The following is a 20289-nucleotide window of genomic DNA, read 5'->3' on the forward strand; positions in this document are numbered from 1 at the left end:
GGTCGGTGCCGGTTCGGCACCGACCGCCGTTACGGGCGGAACCTGCGGTCAGCGGCTGGCGAGGCCGGCGCGCCGCTTGGTCCAGACGTCGAACGCCACCGCCGCGAGCAGGACGATGCCCTTGACCAGCATCACCCGCTCGCTCGGGGCACCGATCAGGGACATGCCGTTGTTGATCACACCCATGATCAGACCACCGGTGATGGCACCGACCACCTTGCCGACGCCGCCCTGAACCGCGGCGCCGCCGATGAACGCGGCCGCGATCGCGTCGAGTTCGAACGAGTTACCCGCGGTCGGGCCGGCCTGGTTGAGCCGGCCGGCGAAGATGACCCCGGCGAGGGCGGCGAGCACACCCATGTTGACGAAGATCCAGAAGATCACCGACTTGACCTTGACGCCGGAGAGCGTCGCGGCCTGGACGTTGCCACCGACGGCGTAGATCTGGCGACCGAACACCGCCCGGTTGGTCAGCAGCGAGTAGCCGAGGACCAGCACCGCCAGCAGCACCAGCACCCAGGGCAGGTTCTTGAACCGGGCGAGCTGCACCACCACCGCCAGGACCACCACGGCAGCGGCGACGATCTTCAGGAGGAACAGCGGCAGCGGGTCCACGACCTGCTGGTAGCCGAGCCGGGCCTTGCGGGTACGCCACTGCGTACCGGCGATCCCGACCACCGCGACCACCCCCACCAGGAGGCTGAACAGGTCCGCACCACCCAGCGGCCCGAGGCCGATGTTGCCGAAGTAACCGCTGGTGAACCCGTTGGAGAGGGTACGGATCTGCTCCGGGAACGGCCCGATGCCCTGGTTACCCAGGACGGTGAGGGTCAGCGCGCGGAAGAGCAGCATGCCGGCCAGCGTGACGATGAACGCCGGGATACCGAAGTACGCGATCCAGTAGCCCTGCCAGGCGCCGATCAGGCCACCGATCACCAGGGTGATGAGCAGTGCGAGGGGCCAGGGGACATCATGGTTGACCATCAGCACCGCGGAGATGGCACCGCTGACCGCCACCACCGACCCGACCGACAGGTCGATGTGCCCGGCGATGATGATCAGGATCATCCCGATCGCGAGGATCAGGATGTACGAGTTCTGCACGATGATGTTTGAGATGTTCTGCGGCTGTAGCAGGTCACCGCCGGTCAGCACCGAGAACAACACGATGATCAGGGCGAACGCGACGTAGATGCCGCTCTGCCGAAGGTTCAGCGAGAGTCGTCGCTGCGGCTTGCCGTCCGGTTGCCGCGAGTCGCCGACGCCGACCACGGCACCGGCATCGGCGCTCGCGGGTGCGATGCTGCTCATCGGGTCTACTCCTGTTCCTTGGTCATGTACTGCATGAGTCGTTCCTGGGTGGCGTCCTTGCGATCGACCTCGCCGGTCACCCGTCCCGCCGACAGGGCGTAGACACGGTCACAGAGGCCCAGCAGTTCGGGCAGTTCCGACGAGATGACCAGCACGGCCTTGCCCTCGTCGGCGAGCCGGTTGATGATCGAGTAGATCTCGTACTTCGCACCCACGTCGATGCCACGGGTCGGCTCGTCGAGGATCAGTACGTCCGGATCAGTGAAGATCCACTTCGACAGCACGACCTTCTGCTGGTTACCACCGCTGAGCTTGCCGGTGATGCTCGCGACGGTCGGCGCCTTGATGTTCATGCTGGTCCGGAAGTCGTTCGCGACCCGGTACTCCTCGTTCTCGTTCACCCACCCCCGGCGGGCGAGCTTGCGCAGCCCGGCAGCGGAGACGTTGCGCTTGATGTCGTCGATGAGGTTGAGCCCGTACCGCTTGCGGTCCTCGGTCACGTACGCGATGCCGTGCCGGATGGCCTCCCGGACCGACTTCAGCTCGATCTCCCGGCCGTCCTTGAAGATCCGGCCGGAGATGTTCGTGCCGTACGAGCGGCCGAAGACGCTCATCGCCAGCTCGGTACGACCGGCGCCCATCAGACCGGCCAGCCCGACGATCTCGCCCCGACGCAGGGTCAGGTTGGCCTTCGAGACCACCACCCGACCGCGCTGGGTCGGGCTGTGTACGGTCCAGTCCTCGATCCGCAGGACCTCCTCGCCGACCCGCGACTCGTGCGGCGGGAACCGGTTCTCCAGTGCCCGGCCGACCATGCCGGAGATGATCCGGTCCTCGGTGACCTCCTCGACGGCCGGATCGAGGGTCTCGATCGAGCGCCCGTCGCGCAGGATGGTGATCCGGTCCGCGATCTCCCGGACCTCGTTCAGCTTGTGCGAGATGATCACCGAGGTGATCCCCTGGCTGCGCAGGCCACGCAGGAGGTCGAGCAGGTGGGCGGAGTCGTCGTCGTTGAGCGCCGCGGTCGGCTCGTCGAGGATCAGCAGTCGCACCCGCTTGGAGAGCGCCTTGGCGATCTCGACCAGTTGCTGCTTGCCCACACCCAGGTCGAGCACCGGCGTCACCGGGTTCTCGGTCAGCCCCACCCGACGCAGCAACTCGGCCGCCTCGTGGTTGGTCCGGTTCCAGTCGATCAGCCCACGGGTCGCCAACTCGTTGCCGAGGAAGATGTTCTCGGCGATCGAGAGCTGCTGGGCGAGCGCCAGTTCCTGGTGGATGATCGCGATGCCGCGCTGCTCGCTGGCCCGGATGTCGCCGAACTTGGACAGCTCGCCGTCGACGTAGATCTCGCCCTCGTACGACCCGTACGGGTAGACGCCCGAGAGCACCTTCATCAAAGTCGACTTGCCCGCGCCGTTCTCACCGCAGATCGCATGGATCTCGCCCCGGCGTACGGACAGGTTGACGTCCTGGAGCGCTTTCACCCCGGGGAACGTCTTGGTGATCCCGCGCATCTGCAGGATGTTGTCGTCGGTCATGCCTGGTGTCCCTCCGGGCTGTGCTGATCGCCGTTGAGCCGCGTCACCCCGCCGGTCCCGCCGCCGGCCCGGTGTTCCCGGATCCGGCGGCAGGACCGCGCGATCGAATTACTTCAGCTGGTCGGCGGTGTAGAAACCGGAGTCGACCACGGCCTTCTGGTAGTTGGACTTGTCCACCACGACCGGCTCGAGCAGGAACGACGGCACGACCTTGTTGCCGTTGTCGTAGTCGGTCGTGTTGTTCACCTCGGGCTTGTCGCCCTTGAGCACGGCGTCGGCCATCTTGACGGTCACGTCGGCGAGCTGCCGGGTGTCCTTGTAGATGGTCGAGTACTGCTCACCCGCGATGATCGACTTCACCGACGCCAGCTCGGCGTCCTGACCGGTGACCGGCGGGTACGGCTGGCCGGCGGTGCCGTAACCGTTGCTCTTGAGCGCGGACAGGATGCCGATCGACAGCCCGTCGTACGGGGACAGCACGCCGTTGACCTTGGTGCCGCCGCTGTAGGTCTTGGACAGCAGGTCCTCCATCCGCTTCTGCGCGGTGGCCGGGTCCCAACGCAGGATCGCGACGGTCTTGAAGTCCTTCTGACCGCTCTTCACCACCAGCGTGCCCTTGTCCAGGTACGGCTGCAGGACCGACATCGCCCCGTTGAAGAAGAAGGTGGCGTTGTTGTCGTCCGGCGAGCCCGCGAACAGCTCGATGTTGAACGGGCCCTTGGCCTCGCCGTCGGTGCCGTCGGCCTTCTTCAGACCCAGGCCGACCAGCAGCGAGGTGGCCTGCTCGACGCCGACCTTGAAGTTGTCGAAAGTGGCGTAGTAGTCCACGTTCGGGCTGTTGCGGATCAGGCGGTCATAGGAGATGACCGGGATCTTCTTGTCCCCCGCCTCCTGCAACTGCGTCGTCAGCGCGGTGCCGTCGATCGAGGCCACGATGAGCAGCTTGGCGCCCTTCGTGATCTGGTTCTCGATCTGGTTGACCTGCGTCGGGATGTCGTTCTCGGCGTACTGCAGGTCGACCTTGTAGCCCAGCTTCTCCAGCGCGCTCTTGACGTTGTCACCGTCGTGGATCCAACGCTCGGAGGACCTGGTCGGCATGGTGACGCCGATCAGGGCGCCGGCGTTGTTCCCGCCCTCCGCACCCTGGTCGACGGTCTTGGTGCTCGAGCCGCAGGCCGTCAGGGCGGCGGCGAGCGTGATGGCTCCTGCCACCGACGCGAGCCGTACGAACCTCATGTTCTCTCCTTTGAGTACAGAGCGCGGGGGCCGACCGTGATCAGTTGATCCGGCTGCGAAGGTCGCCGCGTTTCATTCCTTGGGGTGTCGACCGGCCTCGGGCCCGTCGACGTGATCGTGCGGATGAGGGACGGGATCTCCCTCACCCCCTGCCCGGCAGCCCTTGGGCCAACCGGTAGTAGGCCTGGTTCCAGCGCAGCCGGTCGGTGAAGCCGGTGGCGGTGGTGTGCTGGTCGATCACCAGCAGCTCGGTGCGGAGCATGTTCGCGAAGTCCTGCAGGGTTTCCACCCCGACCGCCTGGGTCAGCACGGTGTGGTGCGGTCCTCCGGCGGTCAGCCACGACTCGGCCGAGGTGGACAGCGTCGGGGCGGGCTTCCACACCGCCCGCGCCACCGGCAGGTTCGGCAGCGGCTCGTCCGGCGGGACGACCTCGATCTCGTTGGCCACGAACCGGAACCGGTCACCGAGGTCGGCCAGGCCGATCACCACGCCCGGTCCGGAGACCGCGTCGAAGACGAGCCGGACCGGGTCCTCCCGGCCGCCGATGCCGAGCGGGTGGATCTCGCACGACGGCTGCCCACCGGCGATGGTCGGGCAGACCTCCAGCATGTGCGCGCCGAGGATCTTCGGCTCGCCGGGCCCGAAGTGGTAGGTGTAGTCCTCCATGAAGGAGGTGCCGCGCCCGGTGCCGACCCCCATCGCCTTCACCGCGGCGAGCAGCGCGGAGGTCTTCCAGTCGCCCTCCCCGCCGAAGCCGTAGCCGTCGGCCATCAGCCGCTGGACCGCGATGCCGGGGAGCTGGCGCAGCCCGCCGAGGTCCTGGAAGTTGGTGGTGAACGCACCGAAGCCGCCGGTGGTGAGGAACTGACGCAGCCCGAGTTCGATCCGGGCGGCGTACCGCAGTTCCGGGTGGCGCTGGCCGCCCGAGGCGAGTTCCGGGGCGAGCCGGTACTGGTCGGCGTACTCCACGACCAGCTTGTCAATCGCGTCGTCGGCCACCTGGTCGACCAGCTCGACCAGGTCGTTGACGCCGTACGTGTTCACCGAGACGCCGAAACGCAGCTCGGCCTCGACCTTGTCGCCCTCGGTGACCGCGACGTCGCGCATGTTGTCGCCGAAGCGGGCCAGGCGCAGCGTACGGAGGTGGCTGTAGCCGGCGGCGGCACGGGCCCAGCCGTCGATCCGGGCCACCAGGGCCGGGTCGGAGGCGTGCCCGGCGACGGTCTTGCGGGCCACCCCGAGGCGGGTCTGGATGAACCCGAACTCGCGGTCACCGTGCGCGGCCTGGTTGAGGTTCATGAAGTCCATGTCGATGGACGCCCAGGGCAGCGCGACGTTGAGCTGGGTGTGCAGGTGCAGCAGCGGCTTGCGCAGGACGTCGAGCCCGCTGATCCACATCTTCGCCGGGGAGAAGGTGTGCATCCAGGCGATGACCCCGATGCAGTCCGGGTCGGCGTTCGCCGCGAGCATCACCTGCCGGATCGCGCCCGCGTCGGTGAGGACCGGTTGCCACACCAGTTCCGCGGCGATCCGGCCGTCGGCGGTCAGGGTCCGCTGGATCTCCTGCGACTGCTCGGCGACCTGCTGGAGCGTCTCCGGGCCGTAGAGGTGCTGGCTGCCGGTGAGGAACCAGATCTGGGGTTTGGTGTCCGGTGTGATGGCGGATCCTCCTGTTCCGGGCATGACTCAGGCCTGCCCGTACACGTTCTGGTAGCGGGCGTAGAGCGAGTCGATGTCATCGGCCGCCAGCGGCAGCGGGGTGCCGAGCTGGCGGGAGATGTGTACGGTCCGCGCCACGTCCTCGCACATCACCGCCGCCTTGACCGCGGCTCGGGCGCTGGCCCCGATCGTGAACACCCCGTGGTTGCGCATCAGCACCGCCGGCGACCGGTGCCCGGTGAGGGTGGCGACGATGCCCTGGCCGATCGAGTCGTCCCCGATCAGTGCGAACGGGCCGACCGGGATCTCGCCACCGAACTCGTCGGCGATCATCGTGAGCACGCACGGAATCGGCTCGGCCCGCGCCGACCAGGCGGTCGCGTACGTCGAGTGGGTGTGCACCACGCCCCCGACGTGCGGCATGTGCTTGTAGACGTAGGCGTGGGCAGCGGTGTCGGAGGACGGGGCCAGCTCGCCGTCGACGAGGTTGGCGTCGAGGTCGGTCACCACCATGTTGTCGGCGGTGATCTCGTCGTAGCTGATCCCGGACGGCTTGATGACCAGCAGGTCCGCGCCGGGGACGCGGGCGGAGACGTTGCCGGCGGTCCAGACCACCAGTTCGTTGCGGGGCAGTTCGGCGTGCAGCGCGGCGACCTGGGCGCGCAACGCGCGGATGGTCCCGGCGACGGATTCGGTGACGGTCACCCGTTCACCGCCCGGGTCGTCGCGGCCTCGGTCGGGGCACCGGCCGCGCTCGCCAATGCCTGTCGCCGGATCGCCCGGAGTCTGCGCATGACGCCGTTGCCTCCCCTGCCGAAGTGGTCGTGGAGCTGCCGGTACTCGTCGAACAGCTCGTCGTAGCGGTCCGCCGCAGCCTCGTCGGGTACGTAGACGGCGCGCTCGACCCGACCCATCCGGGCCGCCGCGGCGCGTACGTCGGGGTAGACCCCGGCCGCGACGGCGGCGTGGATGGCCGAGCCGAGGGCCGGTCCCTGGGTGGAGGTGATCAGCGACAGCGGCAGCCGGGTGACGTCGCTGTAGATCTGCATCAGCAGCTTGTTCTTGGTCAGACCGCCGACCACGACCAGTTCGGAGACGGGTACGCCGGCTCCGGCGAAGGTCTCGATGATGGTCCGGGTGCCGAAGGCGGTCGCTTCGAGCAGCGCGCGGTAGATGTCCTCCGGGCGGGTGGCCAGGGTCTCCCCCACCAGCAGCCCGGACAGTTCGTGGTCGACCAGGACCGAGCGGTTCCCGCTGTGCCAGTCCAGGGCGACCAGTCCGTGCTGACCGACCTGCTGCTCGGCGGCGAGCCGGGTGAGGTACTCGTGCGTGGTCAGCCCCTCGGCCTGCGCCCGTTCGGTGTAACCGGCCGGCACCTGGGTCGAGACGAAGTGGCCGAAGATGTCGCCGACGCCGCTCTGCCCGGCCTCGTAGCCCCAGCTACCGGCGACGATCCCGCCGTCGACCACCCCGCACATGCCCGGTACGTCCCGCAGTTCGCGTCCGTTCATCACGTGGCAGGTGGAGGTGCCCATGATGGCGACCATCTGGCCGGGTTCCAGGGCGTTGCCGGCCGCGGCCGTCACGTGCGCGTCGACGTTGCCGACCGCCACCGGGATGCCGACGGGCAGCCCGGTCCAGGCGGCCGCCTCGGCGCTGAGTGTGCCGGCGGCGGCACCGAGGGCGCCGATCGGCTGGTCGAGCTTGGTGGCGACGAAGTCCGCGAAGGCGGGGTTGAGCGCGGCCAGGAAGTCCGGGCTCGGATAGTGGCCGTCCTGGAGGATGCCCTTGTACCCGGCGCTGCAGGCGTTGCGGACGTAGTTCCCGGTGAGTTGCCAGACGATCCAGTCGGCCGCCTCGACCCAGCGTTCCATGGCGGCGTAGACCTCGGGGTCCTCCTCCAGGAGCTGGAGTGCCTTGGCGAACTCCCACTCGGACGAGATCAGCCCACCGTAACGAGGTAGCCACGCTTCGTTGCGAGCTGCGGCCAGTTCGTTGATCCGGTCGGCCTGCGGCTGGGCGGCGTGGTGGCGCCAGAGCTTCACGTAGGCATGCGGACGGTCGGCGAACCGGGGCAGTTCGCTGAGCGGGGTGCCGTCGTTCAGCGTCGGAACCATGGTGCAGGCGGTGAAGTCGGTTCCGATTCCGACCACCGCCGCCGGGTCCGCCCCGGCGTCGGCCAGTGCGGCCGGTACGGCGTACCGCAGGACGTCGACGTAGTCGCCGGGCACCTGGAGGGCCCAGTCGGCACCGAGCGGGGCCCCGCCGTCCGGCAGCGCGTCGGTGAGCACGGCGTGCGGGTACTCGAAGACCGCGGACCCGAGCTCGGTCCCGTCCACCGCCCGGACCACGACGGCACGGCCGGACAGCGTCCCGTAGTCAACTCCGACTACGAGCGCTTCTGACGGATCGATCGGCATGTCTGGCACCTTCGGGGGTGGACGGACGAGGTCGGGAGCCTGTAGGCGCGGGCTCCGGACCACGAGTGTTATCGCTAACATTCGTGGGGTCAACCGGAGGTCGTAACATTTCAGTAACGAGCGGAGGTGTTTTGGCACACAACCGGCTACATTCCGTTACCCGCTCGCCGCCTGGTAGGCATTCGAGTTGCCCGCCGGAGCAGACGCCGTCCGGGCACATGTCGGGTCGAGCCGGATCGCGGAGGGACATCGGGTCGGGGCATCACGGCGAGACGTCGGGTCGAGCCGAGTCGCGTACGGACGTGGGCTCGGGGTGGTTCGCGGGTCAGCGCGGCGGGGGTGCGACGCTCGCCCGGGACACCAGGGTCGGCGCGACGGTCTGACGGCTGGTCGTCGGCAGCCCGGACTCGATCTGCTCGAGCAACAGGGCGAGACTCGCCCGCGCCACGGCACCGAAATCCGGCCGGATCGTCGTCAGTGGAGGGATGAAGTACGCCGCCTCCGGCACGTCGTCGAAGCCGACGACACTGACCTCCTCCGGCACCCGGCGACCCCGTTCGCTCATCGCCCGCAGGATGCCGAGCGCCAGGTGGTCGTTGGCGGCGAAGATCGCGGTGACCTCCGGCATCCGGGCCAGCATCTGGCCGGCCCGGTAACCCGAGGCGGCGGTCCAGTCGGCGGGCATCAACGGCGGCAGTTCGGCACCGGCGGCACGCAGCGCCTCCCGCCACCCCTCGATCCGGCCGGCGCTGTCGAACCACTCGGCCGGGCCGGAAACGTGCCATACGGTCTGGTGACCGGCGTCGAGCAGGTGGCGGGTGGCGTCCCGGGCGCCGGTCACCTGGTCGACCGTGACCAGCGCGGCCGAGCGCTGCGGATCCCCGTCGATCGCCACCAGCGGAACGTCGGCGGGCAGATCGTCGAGGGCCTCGTTCGCCGAGGTCACCGGCGCGATGACCATGATCCCGGCAACCCGGTGGTCGAGGTGCCGGGCCACCGCCTCGGCGATGGATCGACGGTCGAGCACGCTGACGCTGCCCACACTGACGGCAAAACCGGCCTCCGCCGCGGCCTGCTCGAAGGCGGCGAGCAACGACGCCGGTCCGTAGAGGGTGGAGTTCTGGGTCACGACACCGATCGACTGCGATCGACCGGTGACCAGTGTCCGGGCCGCCCGGTTCGGTCGGTAACCCAGTTCGGCGATGGCGGCACGGACCCGACTGCGGGTCTGCTCGCGGACGTTCGGATGATCGTTGAGCACCCGGGACACCGTCTGATGGGACACCCCGGCAAGACGCGCGACATCGGTCATCGCGGGATTACGCATCATCCTGTTATCCACTTTCACTACCTCACTCGGGGAAAGCTCACATATCGCCGCGTCTGCGCCGAGCGCCCGCCCGGGTGTGCCTGATTATCGTCGGCCATGCCCGACCGATTCACCCACCCACGCGTGGCCATCCCGGGCGGACCGATCGGTCAGCTACCGATCCGGCCGATCGCGGGGATCCCTCGGCGGTGCCGGTCGACACGGTGCGTCATGCCGTAACACGGCGGGCGCGTCGGGTCCGCTCTCCTTCCACCACGGCCGATACGATGGCGACAGCGATCATGTTAGCGATAACATCGCTCCCGTCAAGGGCTCGGCGACGGCCGTACCGCCTCCCGTGGACCCGGTACGGCCGAGCGGGGCGGTTGCCGGAACGCCGCTCCCGGACCGCCCACACTCGCCCCCCACCGGTCGGTGGACACCGTCACCATCGGACCTGCCGCCCGACCGCCGGCACCATCGGGAACTCCGACCGGGCCGGCACCGAGCGCCGCACGAGCAGTCGCGACAACCGCCCCCGGGCACCGAGGTCCCCGGGGCCGGTCCGCCCGTGGATACCGCCCGCCGGCCGGAGCGGCAACTCCGGCGCCGGGCCCGACCCGAGGGCGAGCAGGAACCGAACCGGGCCCGATCCGAGGGCGAGCAGGGATCGGACCGAGAACCGACGCCGGGCGGACGCGTGGTCGTGACGGCGATCCGCCGGCGGCCAGTCCGGCCCACCGGAGGTCGGGGTGCCCAGCCACGAGAACATCGCGGTCCCCTCCACCCGTTCGTGCCCTCCGAACTCCGGCTGTCCGGCCGCCGCCGGGGCCGAGCCCGACCGGACGGCTCCGGTCGGGGCGTGCGGGTGCGGTACCACCACCATGCTCACCCCCCTCCGACCTCCGGTGCGGCGGATGTACCGCCTGCGATCAGGATCGGTCGAGCCGGGTCACAACGGACAGGACCGGTGCCGGGTCCAGTTCCGTACGGCACTGGACCTGTACACCGAAGCCATCGATGTGCGTCACAACCGCGCCACAACCGCGCCAGGGCTTAATGGGAGCTGACACCGGCGACCGAAGGAGAGGATCCGATGACACGTCTGCGCTGGCGAGTCGGCAGTCTTGCCGCCACCGTCGTAGTTCCCACGGCGCTGCTGGGCTTGACCCCGGCGGCCAGCCACGCCTGCTGCGAACCCGAGGACGACCGGGTGGTGGTCTCGATCAACGGGACGATCTGCTGGGAGCAGCCCCCAATCGACGGTCCCCCGGTGACGTACGCGCAGGGCGGTCGGGCCATCGTCACGGTGACCCTGTCGGAACCGGTCAAGACGCCGTTGACGGTGGTGTTCCGTACCGCCGACGGCACCGCCGTCGCACCGGAGGACTACACCGCGGTCCCGCAGCGCCGGGTGACGATCCCGGCCGGCGCCCGTGGTGTCGAGGTGCCGGTCGAGATCCGGGCCGACAGCGTGCGGGAACCGGACGAGTGGTTCACGGTGAACATCTCCGATCCGTCGGTCGGCGTGATCGGGCAGGGACGGGCGACGGTGGTCGTCAAGGACGGGGCACCCCCCAAGGGCGGCGGTCAGTAGGAACGGGGAGCGGCTACCGGTCGTGCGTCCCGATCGAGACGCACGACCAGTTCCTCGGCCTCGGCGGTGGCGTTGGCCCGCCGGTACAACGCCACCGCCAGCCGCCACTGCTGCTCGGTCCCGGCCCGGTCACCGAGTCGCCGGTCCAGGTCGCCGAGATGTCGTCGGACCCGCGCCTCCTCGTACGGATCGGGTATCCGGGTACGCAGGGCGAGCGCGTGCCGGAGCTGGTCGCCGGCTTCGGCGAGGTCCCCCGCGCTCAGGTGCACCTGCCCGATGTTGTGCCGGGTGATCGCCTCGAGGTGCTGGTCGGCGAGGTCACGGGTGAGCAGCAACGCCCGGCGCAACGGGCTGATCGCGGCGTCCGGGTCCCCCCGGCGCAGCAGCGCCAGCCCGAGCCCGTTCATCGTCTCCGCCTCGTAGCGACGGTCACCGATCGCCTGGTAGACCAGCAACGCCTGGCCGAGATGGTCGAGCGCGTCGTCGAGAGCGCCCCGGCCGAGGTCGGCCTCGCCGAGGCTGTGCAGCACCGCGGCCTCCAGCCTCGGGTTGCCGACCTCCCGGCTGATGGTGAGCGCCTCCGCCAGGTCCGGTGAGCTCAGGTCCGGCCGACCCATCCGTACGTAGGTGTGGCCGGTGTTGTTGAGTGCCAGGGCGATCCCCAGGCGGTAACCGCTGGCGGTGTGGATCGCCAACGCGTGCCGGAACGCGGTCACCGCCTCGTCGAACCGGCGCAGCCCGCTGTACGCCGCCGCGATGTTGTTGTACACGTGCCCCGCACCTCGCTGGTCACCGCTGGCGAGCATCAGCGGCAGAGCCTCGTGCAGGCTGGCCAGCGCCGCGTCGAAACGCCGGGCCATGATGTGCGCGACCCCGAGTCCGCTGAGCATCAGGCCCTCGGTGGCCGGGTCGCCGACCTGCCGGGCCGCCGCCACCGCCCACCGGCACATCTCCACCCGCTCGGGCCAGTGCCCCCGGGAGTCGTAGAAGCCGATCAGCAGGTACGTGAGCTGCCAGGCGGTCGTCGGCAGCCCGTGCTCGGCCGCGTACCGGGTGATCGGGAGCAGGTTGCCCCGTTCGGCGTCGAGGAAGGCGAGCGCCGCGTGGTGTTCGGCCGGGAACGGCGGCTCGGCCGGCGGATACCGCAGTACGGGGGTGACCCGGTCCCGCCCCGGATCGAGGACCCGGTTCGCGGCGTAGGCGACGGCGACGTACCAGTCGGCGATCCGTACGGTGGCCTCGTCCCGGTCCGCCGGGTTCTCGTCCACGGTCGCGCACTGCTGGGCGAAGAGGGCGATGAGGTCGTGGAACCGGTAGTGGTCCACGCCGGTCTCGATCGCGAGGTGGGCGACGACCAGCTCGTCGACGATCCGGCGTGCCTCGGCCGGGTCCAGGTCGGCCACGGCGGCGGCGAGCAGGGTGTGGAAGGTCGGGCCGGGATGGAGCCCGAGCAGGCGGAACAGCCGTGCGGCCGGAGCACTCAGCGCCCGGTACGCACTGGCGAAGACCGTTCGTACGCTGCGCGAGTCCCCGTCCACGCTGAGCGCGTCGAGCCGGTTCGCCCCGGCCAGCTCGGTGACCAGCGTGCCGATCGTACGGTTGGGCCGGCTCGCCAGTTTCGCCGCCGCGATCCGCAGTGCCAGCGGCATCCGGTCACAGAGCCGGACCAGTTCGGCCGCCGCCTCCGGTTCGGATTCCACCGCCCCGGCGCCGAGCAGCCGCCGCAGCACCGCCAGGGCTTCGGCGTCCGGCAGCACGTCGAGGTTGACCGGGCAGACCGCGTGATGGGTGTTCAGGGCGGCCATGGTGCTGCGGCTGGTCACCGCGAGCATGGTGCCGGCGCTGCCCGGAACCAGCGGCAGTACGTCGTCGGCGGTGCCGGCGTTGTCCAGCACGATCAGGATCCGACGGCCGTGCAGCAGGGATCGGTAGAGGCTCGCCTGCTCGGTCAGGTCGGCCGGGATCCGGTCCGCCGGTACGCCGAGGCTGCGCAGCATGTGCGACAGCGCCTGCTCCGGTGAGAGGGTCGACTCCCGTTCGTGCCCGCGCAGGTCGACGAAGAGCTGCCCGTCCGGGAACCGGTTCGCGACCCGCCGACCCCACTGCACCACCAGGGCGGTCTTGCCGATGCCGGCGGGTCCCGAGATGAGCGCCAGCGGGAGGTCACCGTCGAGGTCGTCGAGCAGTTTGTCCAGCACGGACAGTTCCGCGCCCCGCCCGGTGAAGAAGCCGACCGGCGCCGGTAGCTGCATCGGTGTCGGCATCAGCGGGGCCGCCCCGGCGTCGATCCGCACCGGCCCGGATCCCGCCGGGGAAACGGCCGGTTCGGCGGGGCTGTCCGGCTCGGGGTCGAGACTCGGGTCGCGGCGCAGGATCCGGGTGTGCAGCCGGGCCAGGTCCGGACCCGGATCGACCCCGAACTCGTCCGCCAGACCGGCCCGGAGTCGCTGGTACGCGTCGAGCGCGTCGGTCTGCCGGCCGGCGCGGTACAGCGCGAGCATGAACAGGCCGACCAGGCGTTCCCGGGCCGGGTACTCGACCAGCAGCCGTTCCAGTTCGCCGACCGCGCTCACGTGCCGCCCCAGCCGGAGTTCGGCGTCCCACCGGTCCTCGATCGCGGCGAGCCGTACCTCGGAGAGACGGTCCACCTCCGCCGCGCCCCAACCGGTCGGGTCGGCGTCGGCGAGGGCGACGTCGTGCCGCCACAGGTCCAGTCCCTCGCGCAGGTGGGCGGCGGCGCGGGCGGGTGCACCGGCGGCGAGTTCCTCCCGACCCCGGCGGGCGTGCTCCTCGAACCGGACCGCGTCGACCGCATCGGGATCCAGCCGCAGGATGTAGCCGGACTCCCTGGTGACCAGCACGTCCGGCAGGCCGCAGAGGGTCAGCGCCTGGCGTACGCGGGCGACGTGGCTGTGCAGCGACTTGATCGCCGTACGGGGTGGGCGCTGTCCCCAGAGCGCGTCGACCAGCCGCCACTGCGGTACCACCGTGTCGGCCTTGAGCGCGAGCAGTCCGACCACGGCACGCTGGCGGGCGCCGACGAGGAGCGCGGGTCCGGCCGGGCCGAGCACCTCCACCGGCCCGAGCAGGCGGATCTGCCGTCGCGCCGGGACTGCCCGGTGCAACCGGGCCTGTGCCGGAGCCGGGACGTTGGGGTCAGGGACCGCCGACATACGCCCCACGGCCCCCCTTCCGCGTGCCGGACACGCGTCACGAAGTCGTCTGTCCAGGCAGCATAGTGGTCGGGGAGGATCGATGGATAGCAATCGTCGGAGATCCGGCCCAGGGCGCGTGACAGGTCCACAACCCACACACAACCGCCCCGCAGCCCGGGTTCCGTAGACAGAGGTCATGCGTCACCAGGCGATCCTCACCATCCCGCTCACCGTGACCCGGCAGGCCCGGCAGCCACTGCACGAACAGATCGCCAGCCAGGTCGGCACGGCCGTGGAGCACGGGCTGCTGGCACACCGTACGCAGTTGCCGTCGACCCGTACCCTCGCCGCACTGCTCGGCGTCTCGCGGGGGGTGGCGACCGCGGCGTACGAGCTGCTGTTCACCCGTGGCTACCTGGAGAGCCAGCCGGGGTCGGGGACGTACGTCGCCGGGCGGGTGACGGCCCGGCAGGAGCCCGGCGGTCCGGGACGAACCGGGACGGGTGCCACCGGACGGCGTCCGCGCGGCCTGCCCGACCGGGCCGCCGCGACCCGTCCCCCGGCTCCGGCCGACCGGCCCGCGGTCATCGACCTGCGGCCGGGGCAGGTCGACATCGAGGCCTGCCCACTCCCCGCCTGGCGGGCGGCCTGGCGGCGGGCGAGCTTCAACCGGCCGCCGGCACAGTCCCTCCCCCCGCTCGGCCTGCCCGAGCTGCGCCGGGCCGTCGCCGAACACCTGGCGGCCAGTCGTGGGGTCCCGCTGGCCGGCCGGGACGTCGTGATCACCGGCGGTACCGCGCACGGGCTCCGGTTGGTGTTGGACGCGCTGGGCCTGCACGGACGCCAGGTGGCGATCGAGGAGCCGGTGCCGCCGGCCCTGCACCGGGCCGCCGCCGGGGATTCGGAGCGGCCGGCCGCGCTGCCGGTCGATGCCGAGGGCGCCCGGTTGGACGCGGTCGGGCCGAACTGCCGCGCCGTCGTGGTCACCCCCGATGCCCAGGTGCCACTCGGTCACGTGCTCTCCGCCGAGCGGCGCCGGGCCGCGGTGGCGTGGGCGGCGAGCTCCGGCGGCCACGTCGTCGAGATCGCCTGCGACCCGGTGTTCCGGCCCGGGGTGAGCCAGCTACCCCGGCTGTACGGCACCGCCGGCGCCCGGTCGATCCTGGTCGGAGGCTTCTGCGAGCTGCTCACCCCGGCCCTGAACCTCGGGTACGCGCTCGTCCCGCGCGAACTCACCGCCACCGTCGGCCGGCAGCTCGGCGAGTACGCGGCGGTGCCGCCGTACCTGACCCAGCTCGCGCTGGCGTCACTGCTGCGCGACGGGGTGATCGTCCGGCTGATGCACCGGCTCGGCCGCCGGTACGCCGCCCGACGCCGGATCGTCGAGTCCGCGCTCGCCCCGCTGCGCCGGATCCGGCTCGGCGCCCCGCACGCGGTCAACACCGAGGTGCTGTACCTACCGGAGCGGTCCGACGCCCAGCAGGTCGCCGACCGGGTACGCCAGCACGGCGTACGGGTGTCGACGCTTTCGCCGTACCACTTCTCCGGCCGGGTGACGCCGCCCGCGCTGGTGCTCGGCTTCGGCCACCTGCCCGACCCGGACCTGCACCGGAGCATGTCCCGACTGGTCGGCGCCCTGTCCGACCTGAGGTAGCCGGCGCCGACCTCAGGCCACCGGTGGTTCGAGGTCGAAGAGCAGGCAGGTGGAGGTGGCGTGGGCGATCAGCCGGCCGGCGCCGTCCAGCACCTTCGCCTCGGCCAGTGCCGTACGCCGACCGCGCTGCAACACGCTGCCCTCGCACCGCAATACGCCGGAGTCGATGGTGGCCGGGCGGAGGAACTTCACGTTCAGGTCGAGCGAGGTGTAGCCGACGCCGGCCGGCAGGGTGCTGTGCACCGAGCAGCCGGCGGCGGTGTCGAGCAGGGTGGAGAGCACGCCGCCGTGGACGCTGCCGAGCGGGTTGTAGTGGAACTCCTGGACCTCCATCTCGACCACCACCCGGCCCTGTTCGGCGGTCATCCGGGACATGTCGATCAGGTGCATCACCGGGGGCGGAGGCAGCTCACCGGCGATCATGGCGGTCAGCAGCTCCAGGCCGCTGCGCCGGCCCAGGCTCGCCGCGTTGATCGTGGGGTCGGACCAGGTGAAGGTACGGCTACGAGGCTGGGTCTGAGTCACAGACGCAGCGTCGCAGGCATTGCTGCGTCTGTCAACGAGACTTAGCCTGGCGGGGTGACGCCGACCGCACTGGACTGGGAACTCGACAACTGCACCATCGCGCGGGCGATGGCGATCCTCGGCGAACGCTGGACCGTGGTGGTGCTCCGCGAGGTCTTCACCGGCGTACGGCGCTTCGACGACATGCGCGAGCGGACCGGGATACCCCGGCAGGTGTTGACCAACCGGCTGGCCAGACTCGTCGAGGAGGGGCTGCTGCGTCGCGAGCCCTACCGGGAGCCGGGCGCCCGGCAGCGACACGAGTACCGGCTCACCGACAAGGGCTTGGACCTCTGGCCGATGCTGGTGGCACTGCTGGCCTGGGGCGACCGGTACCTCGCCGACCCCGAGGGCTCTCCCCTGCTCGCCGTGCACCGCGACTGCGAAGCCCCGGTCCGCGTCGAACTGCGCTGCGCCGACGGCCACGAGGTGACCGCGCCCCGGGACGTGGTACCCCGCCCCGGTCCGGGCCTGCACCGGCATCCCGGACCGGTTACCGCCGACGCCGGCCGGTGAGCTGATCCCCGGTCAGGTCCTCGACGCCGTCGTGCCGGGGCCCGGATGCAGCGGCGGGCCGGCGATGGCGCAGTGGACGCGTACCGGGCTGGTCGGGATCTCCTCGGGCTCGGCGGGTCCGGCGCCGGTCGTCGGGGAGTCTCCCCGGGAGGCCAGCCGGGACGGGATGCCGACCAGGCTGATCGCCGCCCCGAGCAGCAGCAGGCCCGAACAGATCAGCATCGAGACCCGGTAGACCGGCCGGAGGTCGGCCGCGTTCGTCAGGCTCCCGGCGCCGATGCCGGCGGCCAGCGGCAGCACCGCGACGGCGAGCAGACCGGCCGCACGGGCGACCGCGTTGTTCACCCCGCTGGCGATGCCGGCGTGCCGTTCGTCGACCGAACCGAGGGCGGTGGCGGTCAGCGGCGCGACGGTCAGCGACAGCCCCAGCCCGAGCAGTAGCACAGCCGGCAACACACCCGTGAGGTAGGCCGTGCCCGGCCCGACACCGGCGAGCAGGACCAGCGCCACCGCACAGACGATCGGGCCGACCGTCATCGGGATCCGTGGACCGATGCGTTGCCCCAGCGCTCCGGCCCGCGCCGAGAGCAGCAGCATCAGCACCGTCACCGGGAGCATCGCGGTTCCGGCCGCCAGCGGACTGAAGCCCACGACAACCTGGAGGTTGAGCACGACCAGGAAGAACACCCCGCCGAGCGCGGCGTAGACGGCGAACGTCACCAGGTTCACCGCGCTGAACGCCCGGACCGAGAACACCTCCAGCGGCAGCATCGGATGTGACGAACGCCGTTCGTTGAGGACAAAACCGACCAGACCGGCGACACCGAGGACCAGCGCGCCGAGCACGGTCGGCGAGGTCGGCCCGGCCGTAGGCCAGGCGGTGAAGCCGTACGTCAGACCGGCAAGACCGGCCGCGCCGGTGAGCACCCCGACAACGTCGAGGTGGTCCGGCGCGTCCGGGTCACGCGACTCCGGTACGTGCCGGAGCGCGACCAGCGCCACGATCGCGGCCAGCGGCACGTTGATCAGGAAGACCAGTCGCCAGCTCGCGGACTCGACCAGCCACCCGCCGAGGAACGGACCGAGGGCTCCCGCGATGCCGCCGAGCCCCGACCAGGCGCCGATCGCCCTGGCCCGGTCGTCGGGATGGAACGACGCCCCGAGGATGGCCAGCGCCCCCGGCGTGAGCAGGGCGCCCCCGATGCCCTGGAGCACCCGGGCCGCGACCAGGATCTCGACGTTCGGCGCCACCCCGCAGAGCAGGGAGGCCGCCGCGAACCAGACGATGCCGAGTACGAAGACCCGGCGCCGGCCGAACCGGTCCCCGAGCGAACCGCCGAGCAGGATCAGCGCGGCGAGGCTCAGGGTGTAGCCGTTGACGGTCCACTGCAACGCCGCCGCACCGGCGTCGAACTCGTCGCCGATCCGGGGCAGGGCGATGTTGACCACGGTCGCGTCGATGAAGGCCAGGCCGGAGCCGAGCACGGTGGCGAAGAGCACCCAGCGGCCGGCCGGCTGCCCGTACCGGACCAGGTCGCTGGCGGGGCGGTCGGATGTGGCGGCGGTCATCGGTGCTCCTCGGGCGGGGTCTACCAGGCTAGTCCTGCCGATCTTGGCTCGGCCGGCGGGCCGGCTACCCATTGCACTCGGGGGGTCACCGCCGCAGAATGTGGTGACGGTGTCCACCATCCGAAGTGGACAGACGCTGGGGAGGAAACATGTCCCGTCGCAACGTCACCATCCGCCGATCGCTCGCCATGCTGGCGGCCACCGCCGGCGCCGCCACGGCCATCATCGTCGGTCCGGCCACGCCCGCGCAGGCCATCCCGCACTGCCGCGCGGGATACCAGTGCAGCTACGTCTACTACAGCGCCGCCGACCACGAGACCGTCGTCGGAGGGCGGACCATCTTCTGCGACGGCAGCAGCGACTCGTTCGGCGTCACCAGCCGCTACCTGGAATTCGGCACGGCGCAGTGCCCCGACCCGCTCTGACCCACCCACCCGCCGCGGCGGGTGTCGACGCTGGGTAATCCAGGTCGGTTCCAGGAAGGGTAGAGCGCCGCTCGATACCGTTTCCTCGCCCGGCGACGGAGGGAGACACGGTGCTGATGCCTTCTCTGACCACGCAGGCGCCGAGCCGCCCGCGGACCCGTCCGAGGCTCGTCGCGTTCGCACCGGCGGCGCTCGCGGTGCTGATCGCCGCCGCCGCGGTCGCCGTACACCGGGGCACCGGGCAGTTCTGGTGGGACCTCGCCGCATACCGTACGGGCGCGTCGGCCGCCGCGGGCGGGGACGGCAACCTGTACGACGTGGCCGTCCGGGGCACCGACGGCATCGAACTCGGCTTCACGTACCCGCCGTTCGCGGCACTGCTGTTCCAGCCCCTCGCGTACGTCGGACCGGACCTCGCCATCGCGTTCTGGACGTTCGCCTCGGTCCTTGCGCTGGTCGCCGTTGTCCAGGTGACCCTTCGGTCGGCCGCCCCCACGGCCGACCGCCGCATGGTGCCGGCCCTGGTCGCCACGGTGGTCGCACTGCCGATCTTCGCGGTGTCGGGTCACCTCCAGGCCGGTCAGGTCGGCCTCTTCCTCGTGCTGGTCGTGCTCGTCGACCTGACCGGTGATCCCCGACGCTGGTGGTACGGGCTCGGCGTCGGGCTCGCCGCCGGTTTCAAGCTGACCCCGCTGATCTTCGTTGTCTTCCTGCTCGCCACCGGGCGGATCCGGGCTGCCGGGACGGCGGTCGCCGGATTCCTCGCCACCATCGCCGTCGGCTTCGCCTGGCGTCCGGCCGACTCGGCGCAGTTCTGGGGCGGCATGCTGCTCGACTCGTCCCGGGTGACGGGCGACCCCCGTACGATTCTGAACCAGTCGCTGCACGGCGCGCTGGCCCGGCTGGCCGACTCGGCCGACGTGTCAACGGTCTGGCTGCCGGTGGCCGCCCTGGTCGCGGTGGCGGGCATCGTCCTCGCCGCGTGGTGCGTACGCCGGGGTGAGCACCTGCTCGGCGTGCTGGCCTGCGCGGCGACCGGGCTGCTGGTCTCCCCGGTCTCCTGGCACCACCACTGGGTCTGGGTGGTGCCGGCGCTGGTACTGCTGGTCGACCGGGCCCGGAGCACCGGCAACCGGGCCGGGCTCGCGGTCGCGGGGGCGGCCTGGCTCGTCCTGGTGTTGACCACCGCCTGGGTCCTCGTCGGGATCCAGGGTCGGGACCTGCACTTCCGGGGGTTGGGTCTGATCTACAGCAACCTGTACGTGCTGATCGGGCTCGCCGCACTCGGCTACCTGCCGTTTTATCTGCGTCGCGGTCGCCGACCGTAGTCAAGGT

16 protein-coding genes are annotated in these 20289 nt (G+C 70.9%); 5 read left to right on the top strand and 11 right to left on the bottom strand.

Annotated features, from left to right (window positions below; genetic code table 11):
- Positions 1-48: 48 nt before the first annotated feature.
- The 8 genes from mmsB to OIE47_RS36520 all read right to left on the bottom strand — a co-directional run bounded on the left by mmsB (position 49) and on the right by OIE47_RS36520 (position 10366).
- Complete coding sequence (gene mmsB, locus OIE47_RS36485) at positions 49-1311, bottom strand: multiple monosaccharide ABC transporter permease (protein ID WP_326559109.1); 1263 nt, start codon at positions 1309-1311, stop codon at positions 49-51.
- A gap of 5 nt (positions 1312-1316) precedes the next feature.
- A complete protein-coding gene (gene mmsA, locus OIE47_RS36490) occupies positions 1317-2849 on the bottom strand; it encodes a multiple monosaccharide ABC transporter ATP-binding protein (protein ID WP_326559110.1) in 1533 nt (510 codons plus the stop codon).
- Positions 2850-2957: 108 nt separating this feature from the next.
- Positions 2958-4085: a multiple monosaccharide ABC transporter substrate-binding protein gene (gene chvE, locus OIE47_RS36495; protein WP_326559111.1), complete on the bottom strand. Its 1128-nt coding sequence runs from the start codon at positions 4083-4085 to the stop codon at positions 2958-2960.
- Between the two features lie 142 nt (positions 4086-4227).
- Positions 4228-5769, bottom strand: a complete 1542-nt coding sequence (araA, locus tag OIE47_RS36500; protein WP_326559112.1) for an L-arabinose isomerase — start codon at positions 5767-5769, stop codon at positions 4228-4230.
- 3 nt (positions 5770-5772) lie between these two features.
- On the bottom strand, positions 5773-6450 hold the full coding sequence (locus OIE47_RS36505; protein ID WP_326559113.1) for an L-ribulose-5-phosphate 4-epimerase: 678 nt from the start codon (positions 6448-6450) through the stop codon (positions 5773-5775).
- Entirely contained in the window at positions 6447-8165 is a 1719-nt protein-coding gene (araB, locus tag OIE47_RS36510) for a ribulokinase (RefSeq protein ID WP_326559114.1), read from the bottom strand. Before araB ends, OIE47_RS36505 begins: the two co-directional genes overlap by 4 nt.
- Before the next feature lie 325 nt (positions 8166-8490).
- Positions 8491-9477, bottom strand: coding sequence for a LacI family DNA-binding transcriptional regulator (locus tag OIE47_RS36515; RefSeq protein ID WP_326559115.1), 987 nt, complete (start codon positions 9475-9477; stop codon positions 8491-8493).
- A gap of 442 nt (positions 9478-9919) precedes the next feature.
- The gene (locus OIE47_RS36520) at positions 9920-10366 is read right to left on the bottom strand and encodes a hypothetical protein (protein ID WP_326559116.1); all 447 of its coding nucleotides are present in this window, start codon (positions 10364-10366) and stop codon (positions 9920-9922) included.
- Between the two features lie 204 nt (positions 10367-10570).
- On the opposite strand from OIE47_RS36520, the gene OIE47_RS36525 reads away from it, so the two are divergent.
- Positions 10571-11071 carry a Calx-beta domain-containing protein gene (locus tag OIE47_RS36525; RefSeq protein WP_326559117.1) on the top strand — a complete coding sequence of 167 codons (501 nt, stop codon included), beginning with the start codon at positions 10571-10573 and terminating at the stop codon, positions 11069-11071.
- On the opposite strand, the gene OIE47_RS36530 is transcribed toward OIE47_RS36525, so the two are convergent.
- Complete coding sequence (locus OIE47_RS36530; protein ID WP_326559118.1) at positions 11065-14244, bottom strand: AfsR/SARP family transcriptional regulator; 3180 nt, start codon at positions 14242-14244, stop codon at positions 11065-11067. The two genes, OIE47_RS36525 and OIE47_RS36530, sit on opposite strands and share 7 nt — an antisense overlap.
- A 178-nt stretch (positions 14245-14422) precedes the next feature.
- On the opposite strand from OIE47_RS36530, the gene OIE47_RS36535 reads away from it, so the two are divergent.
- Entirely contained in the window at positions 14423-15880 is a 1458-nt protein-coding gene (locus OIE47_RS36535) for an aminotransferase-like domain-containing protein (RefSeq protein WP_326559119.1), read from the top strand.
- 12 nt (positions 15881-15892) lie between these two features.
- On the opposite strand, the gene OIE47_RS36540 is transcribed toward OIE47_RS36535, so the two are convergent.
- Entirely contained in the window at positions 15893-16405 is a 513-nt protein-coding gene (locus OIE47_RS36540) for a PaaI family thioesterase (protein WP_326559120.1), read from the bottom strand.
- A gap of 54 nt (positions 16406-16459) precedes the next feature.
- On the opposite strand from OIE47_RS36540, the gene OIE47_RS36545 reads away from it, so the two are divergent.
- Positions 16460-16960, top strand: coding sequence for a winged helix-turn-helix transcriptional regulator (locus OIE47_RS36545; RefSeq protein ID WP_326559121.1), 501 nt, complete (start codon positions 16460-16462; stop codon positions 16958-16960).
- 12 nt (positions 16961-16972) lie between these two features.
- Here OIE47_RS36545 and OIE47_RS36550 read toward each other — a convergent pair whose 3' ends face one another.
- Positions 16973-18529 carry a DHA2 family efflux MFS transporter permease subunit gene (locus OIE47_RS36550; RefSeq protein ID WP_326559122.1) on the bottom strand — a complete coding sequence of 519 codons (1557 nt, stop codon included), beginning with the start codon at positions 18527-18529 and terminating at the stop codon, positions 16973-16975.
- A 149-nt stretch (positions 18530-18678) separates the two neighbouring features.
- Between OIE47_RS36550 and OIE47_RS36555 the strand changes: the two genes are divergently transcribed.
- Positions 18679-18954, top strand: a complete 276-nt coding sequence (locus tag OIE47_RS36555) for a DUF6289 family protein (protein WP_326559123.1) — start codon at positions 18679-18681, stop codon at positions 18952-18954.
- A gap of 116 nt (positions 18955-19070) precedes the next feature.
- Complete coding sequence (locus tag OIE47_RS36560; protein ID WP_326559124.1) at positions 19071-20282, top strand: glycosyltransferase 87 family protein; 1212 nt, start codon at positions 19071-19073, stop codon at positions 20280-20282.
- Positions 20283-20289: the final 7 nt, after the last annotated feature.

The sequence above is a fragment of the Micromonospora sp. NBC_01796 genome (genome assembly GCF_035917455.1).
Classification (GTDB): domain Bacteria; phylum Actinomycetota; class Actinomycetes; order Mycobacteriales; family Micromonosporaceae; genus Micromonospora_G.

Coding starts and splice junctions, on each gene's coding strand:
- OIE47_RS36550 (WP_326559122.1), bottom strand. CDS start 18,529: ATGACCGCCGCCACATCCGACCGCCCCGCCAGCGACCTGGTCCGGTAC.
- OIE47_RS36525 (WP_326559117.1), top strand. CDS start 10,571: ATGACACGTCTGCGCTGGCGAGTCGGCAGTCTTGCCGCCACCGTCGTA.
- OIE47_RS36530 (WP_326559118.1), bottom strand. CDS start 14,244: ATGTCGGCGGTCCCTGACCCCAACGTCCCGGCTCCGGCACAGGCCCGG.
- OIE47_RS36560 (WP_326559124.1), top strand. CDS start 19,071: ATGCCTTCTCTGACCACGCAGGCGCCGAGCCGCCCGCGGACCCGTCCG.
- OIE47_RS36535 (WP_326559119.1), top strand. CDS start 14,423: ATGCGTCACCAGGCGATCCTCACCATCCCGCTCACCGTGACCCGGCAG.
- araB (WP_326559114.1), bottom strand. CDS start 8,165: ATGCCGATCGATCCGTCAGAAGCGCTCGTAGTCGGAGTTGACTACGGG.
- araA (WP_326559112.1), bottom strand. CDS start 5,769: ATGCCCGGAACAGGAGGATCCGCCATCACACCGGACACCAAACCCCAG.
- mmsA (WP_326559110.1), bottom strand. CDS start 2,849: ATGACCGACGACAACATCCTGCAGATGCGCGGGATCACCAAGACGTTC.
- OIE47_RS36555 (WP_326559123.1), top strand. CDS start 18,679: ATGTCCCGTCGCAACGTCACCATCCGCCGATCGCTCGCCATGCTGGCG.
- mmsB (WP_326559109.1), bottom strand. CDS start 1,311: ATGAGCAGCATCGCACCCGCGAGCGCCGATGCCGGTGCCGTGGTCGGC.
- chvE (WP_326559111.1), bottom strand. CDS start 4,085: ATGAGGTTCGTACGGCTCGCGTCGGTGGCAGGAGCCATCACGCTCGCC.
- OIE47_RS36515 (WP_326559115.1), bottom strand. CDS start 9,477: ATGACCGATGTCGCGCGTCTTGCCGGGGTGTCCCATCAGACGGTGTCC.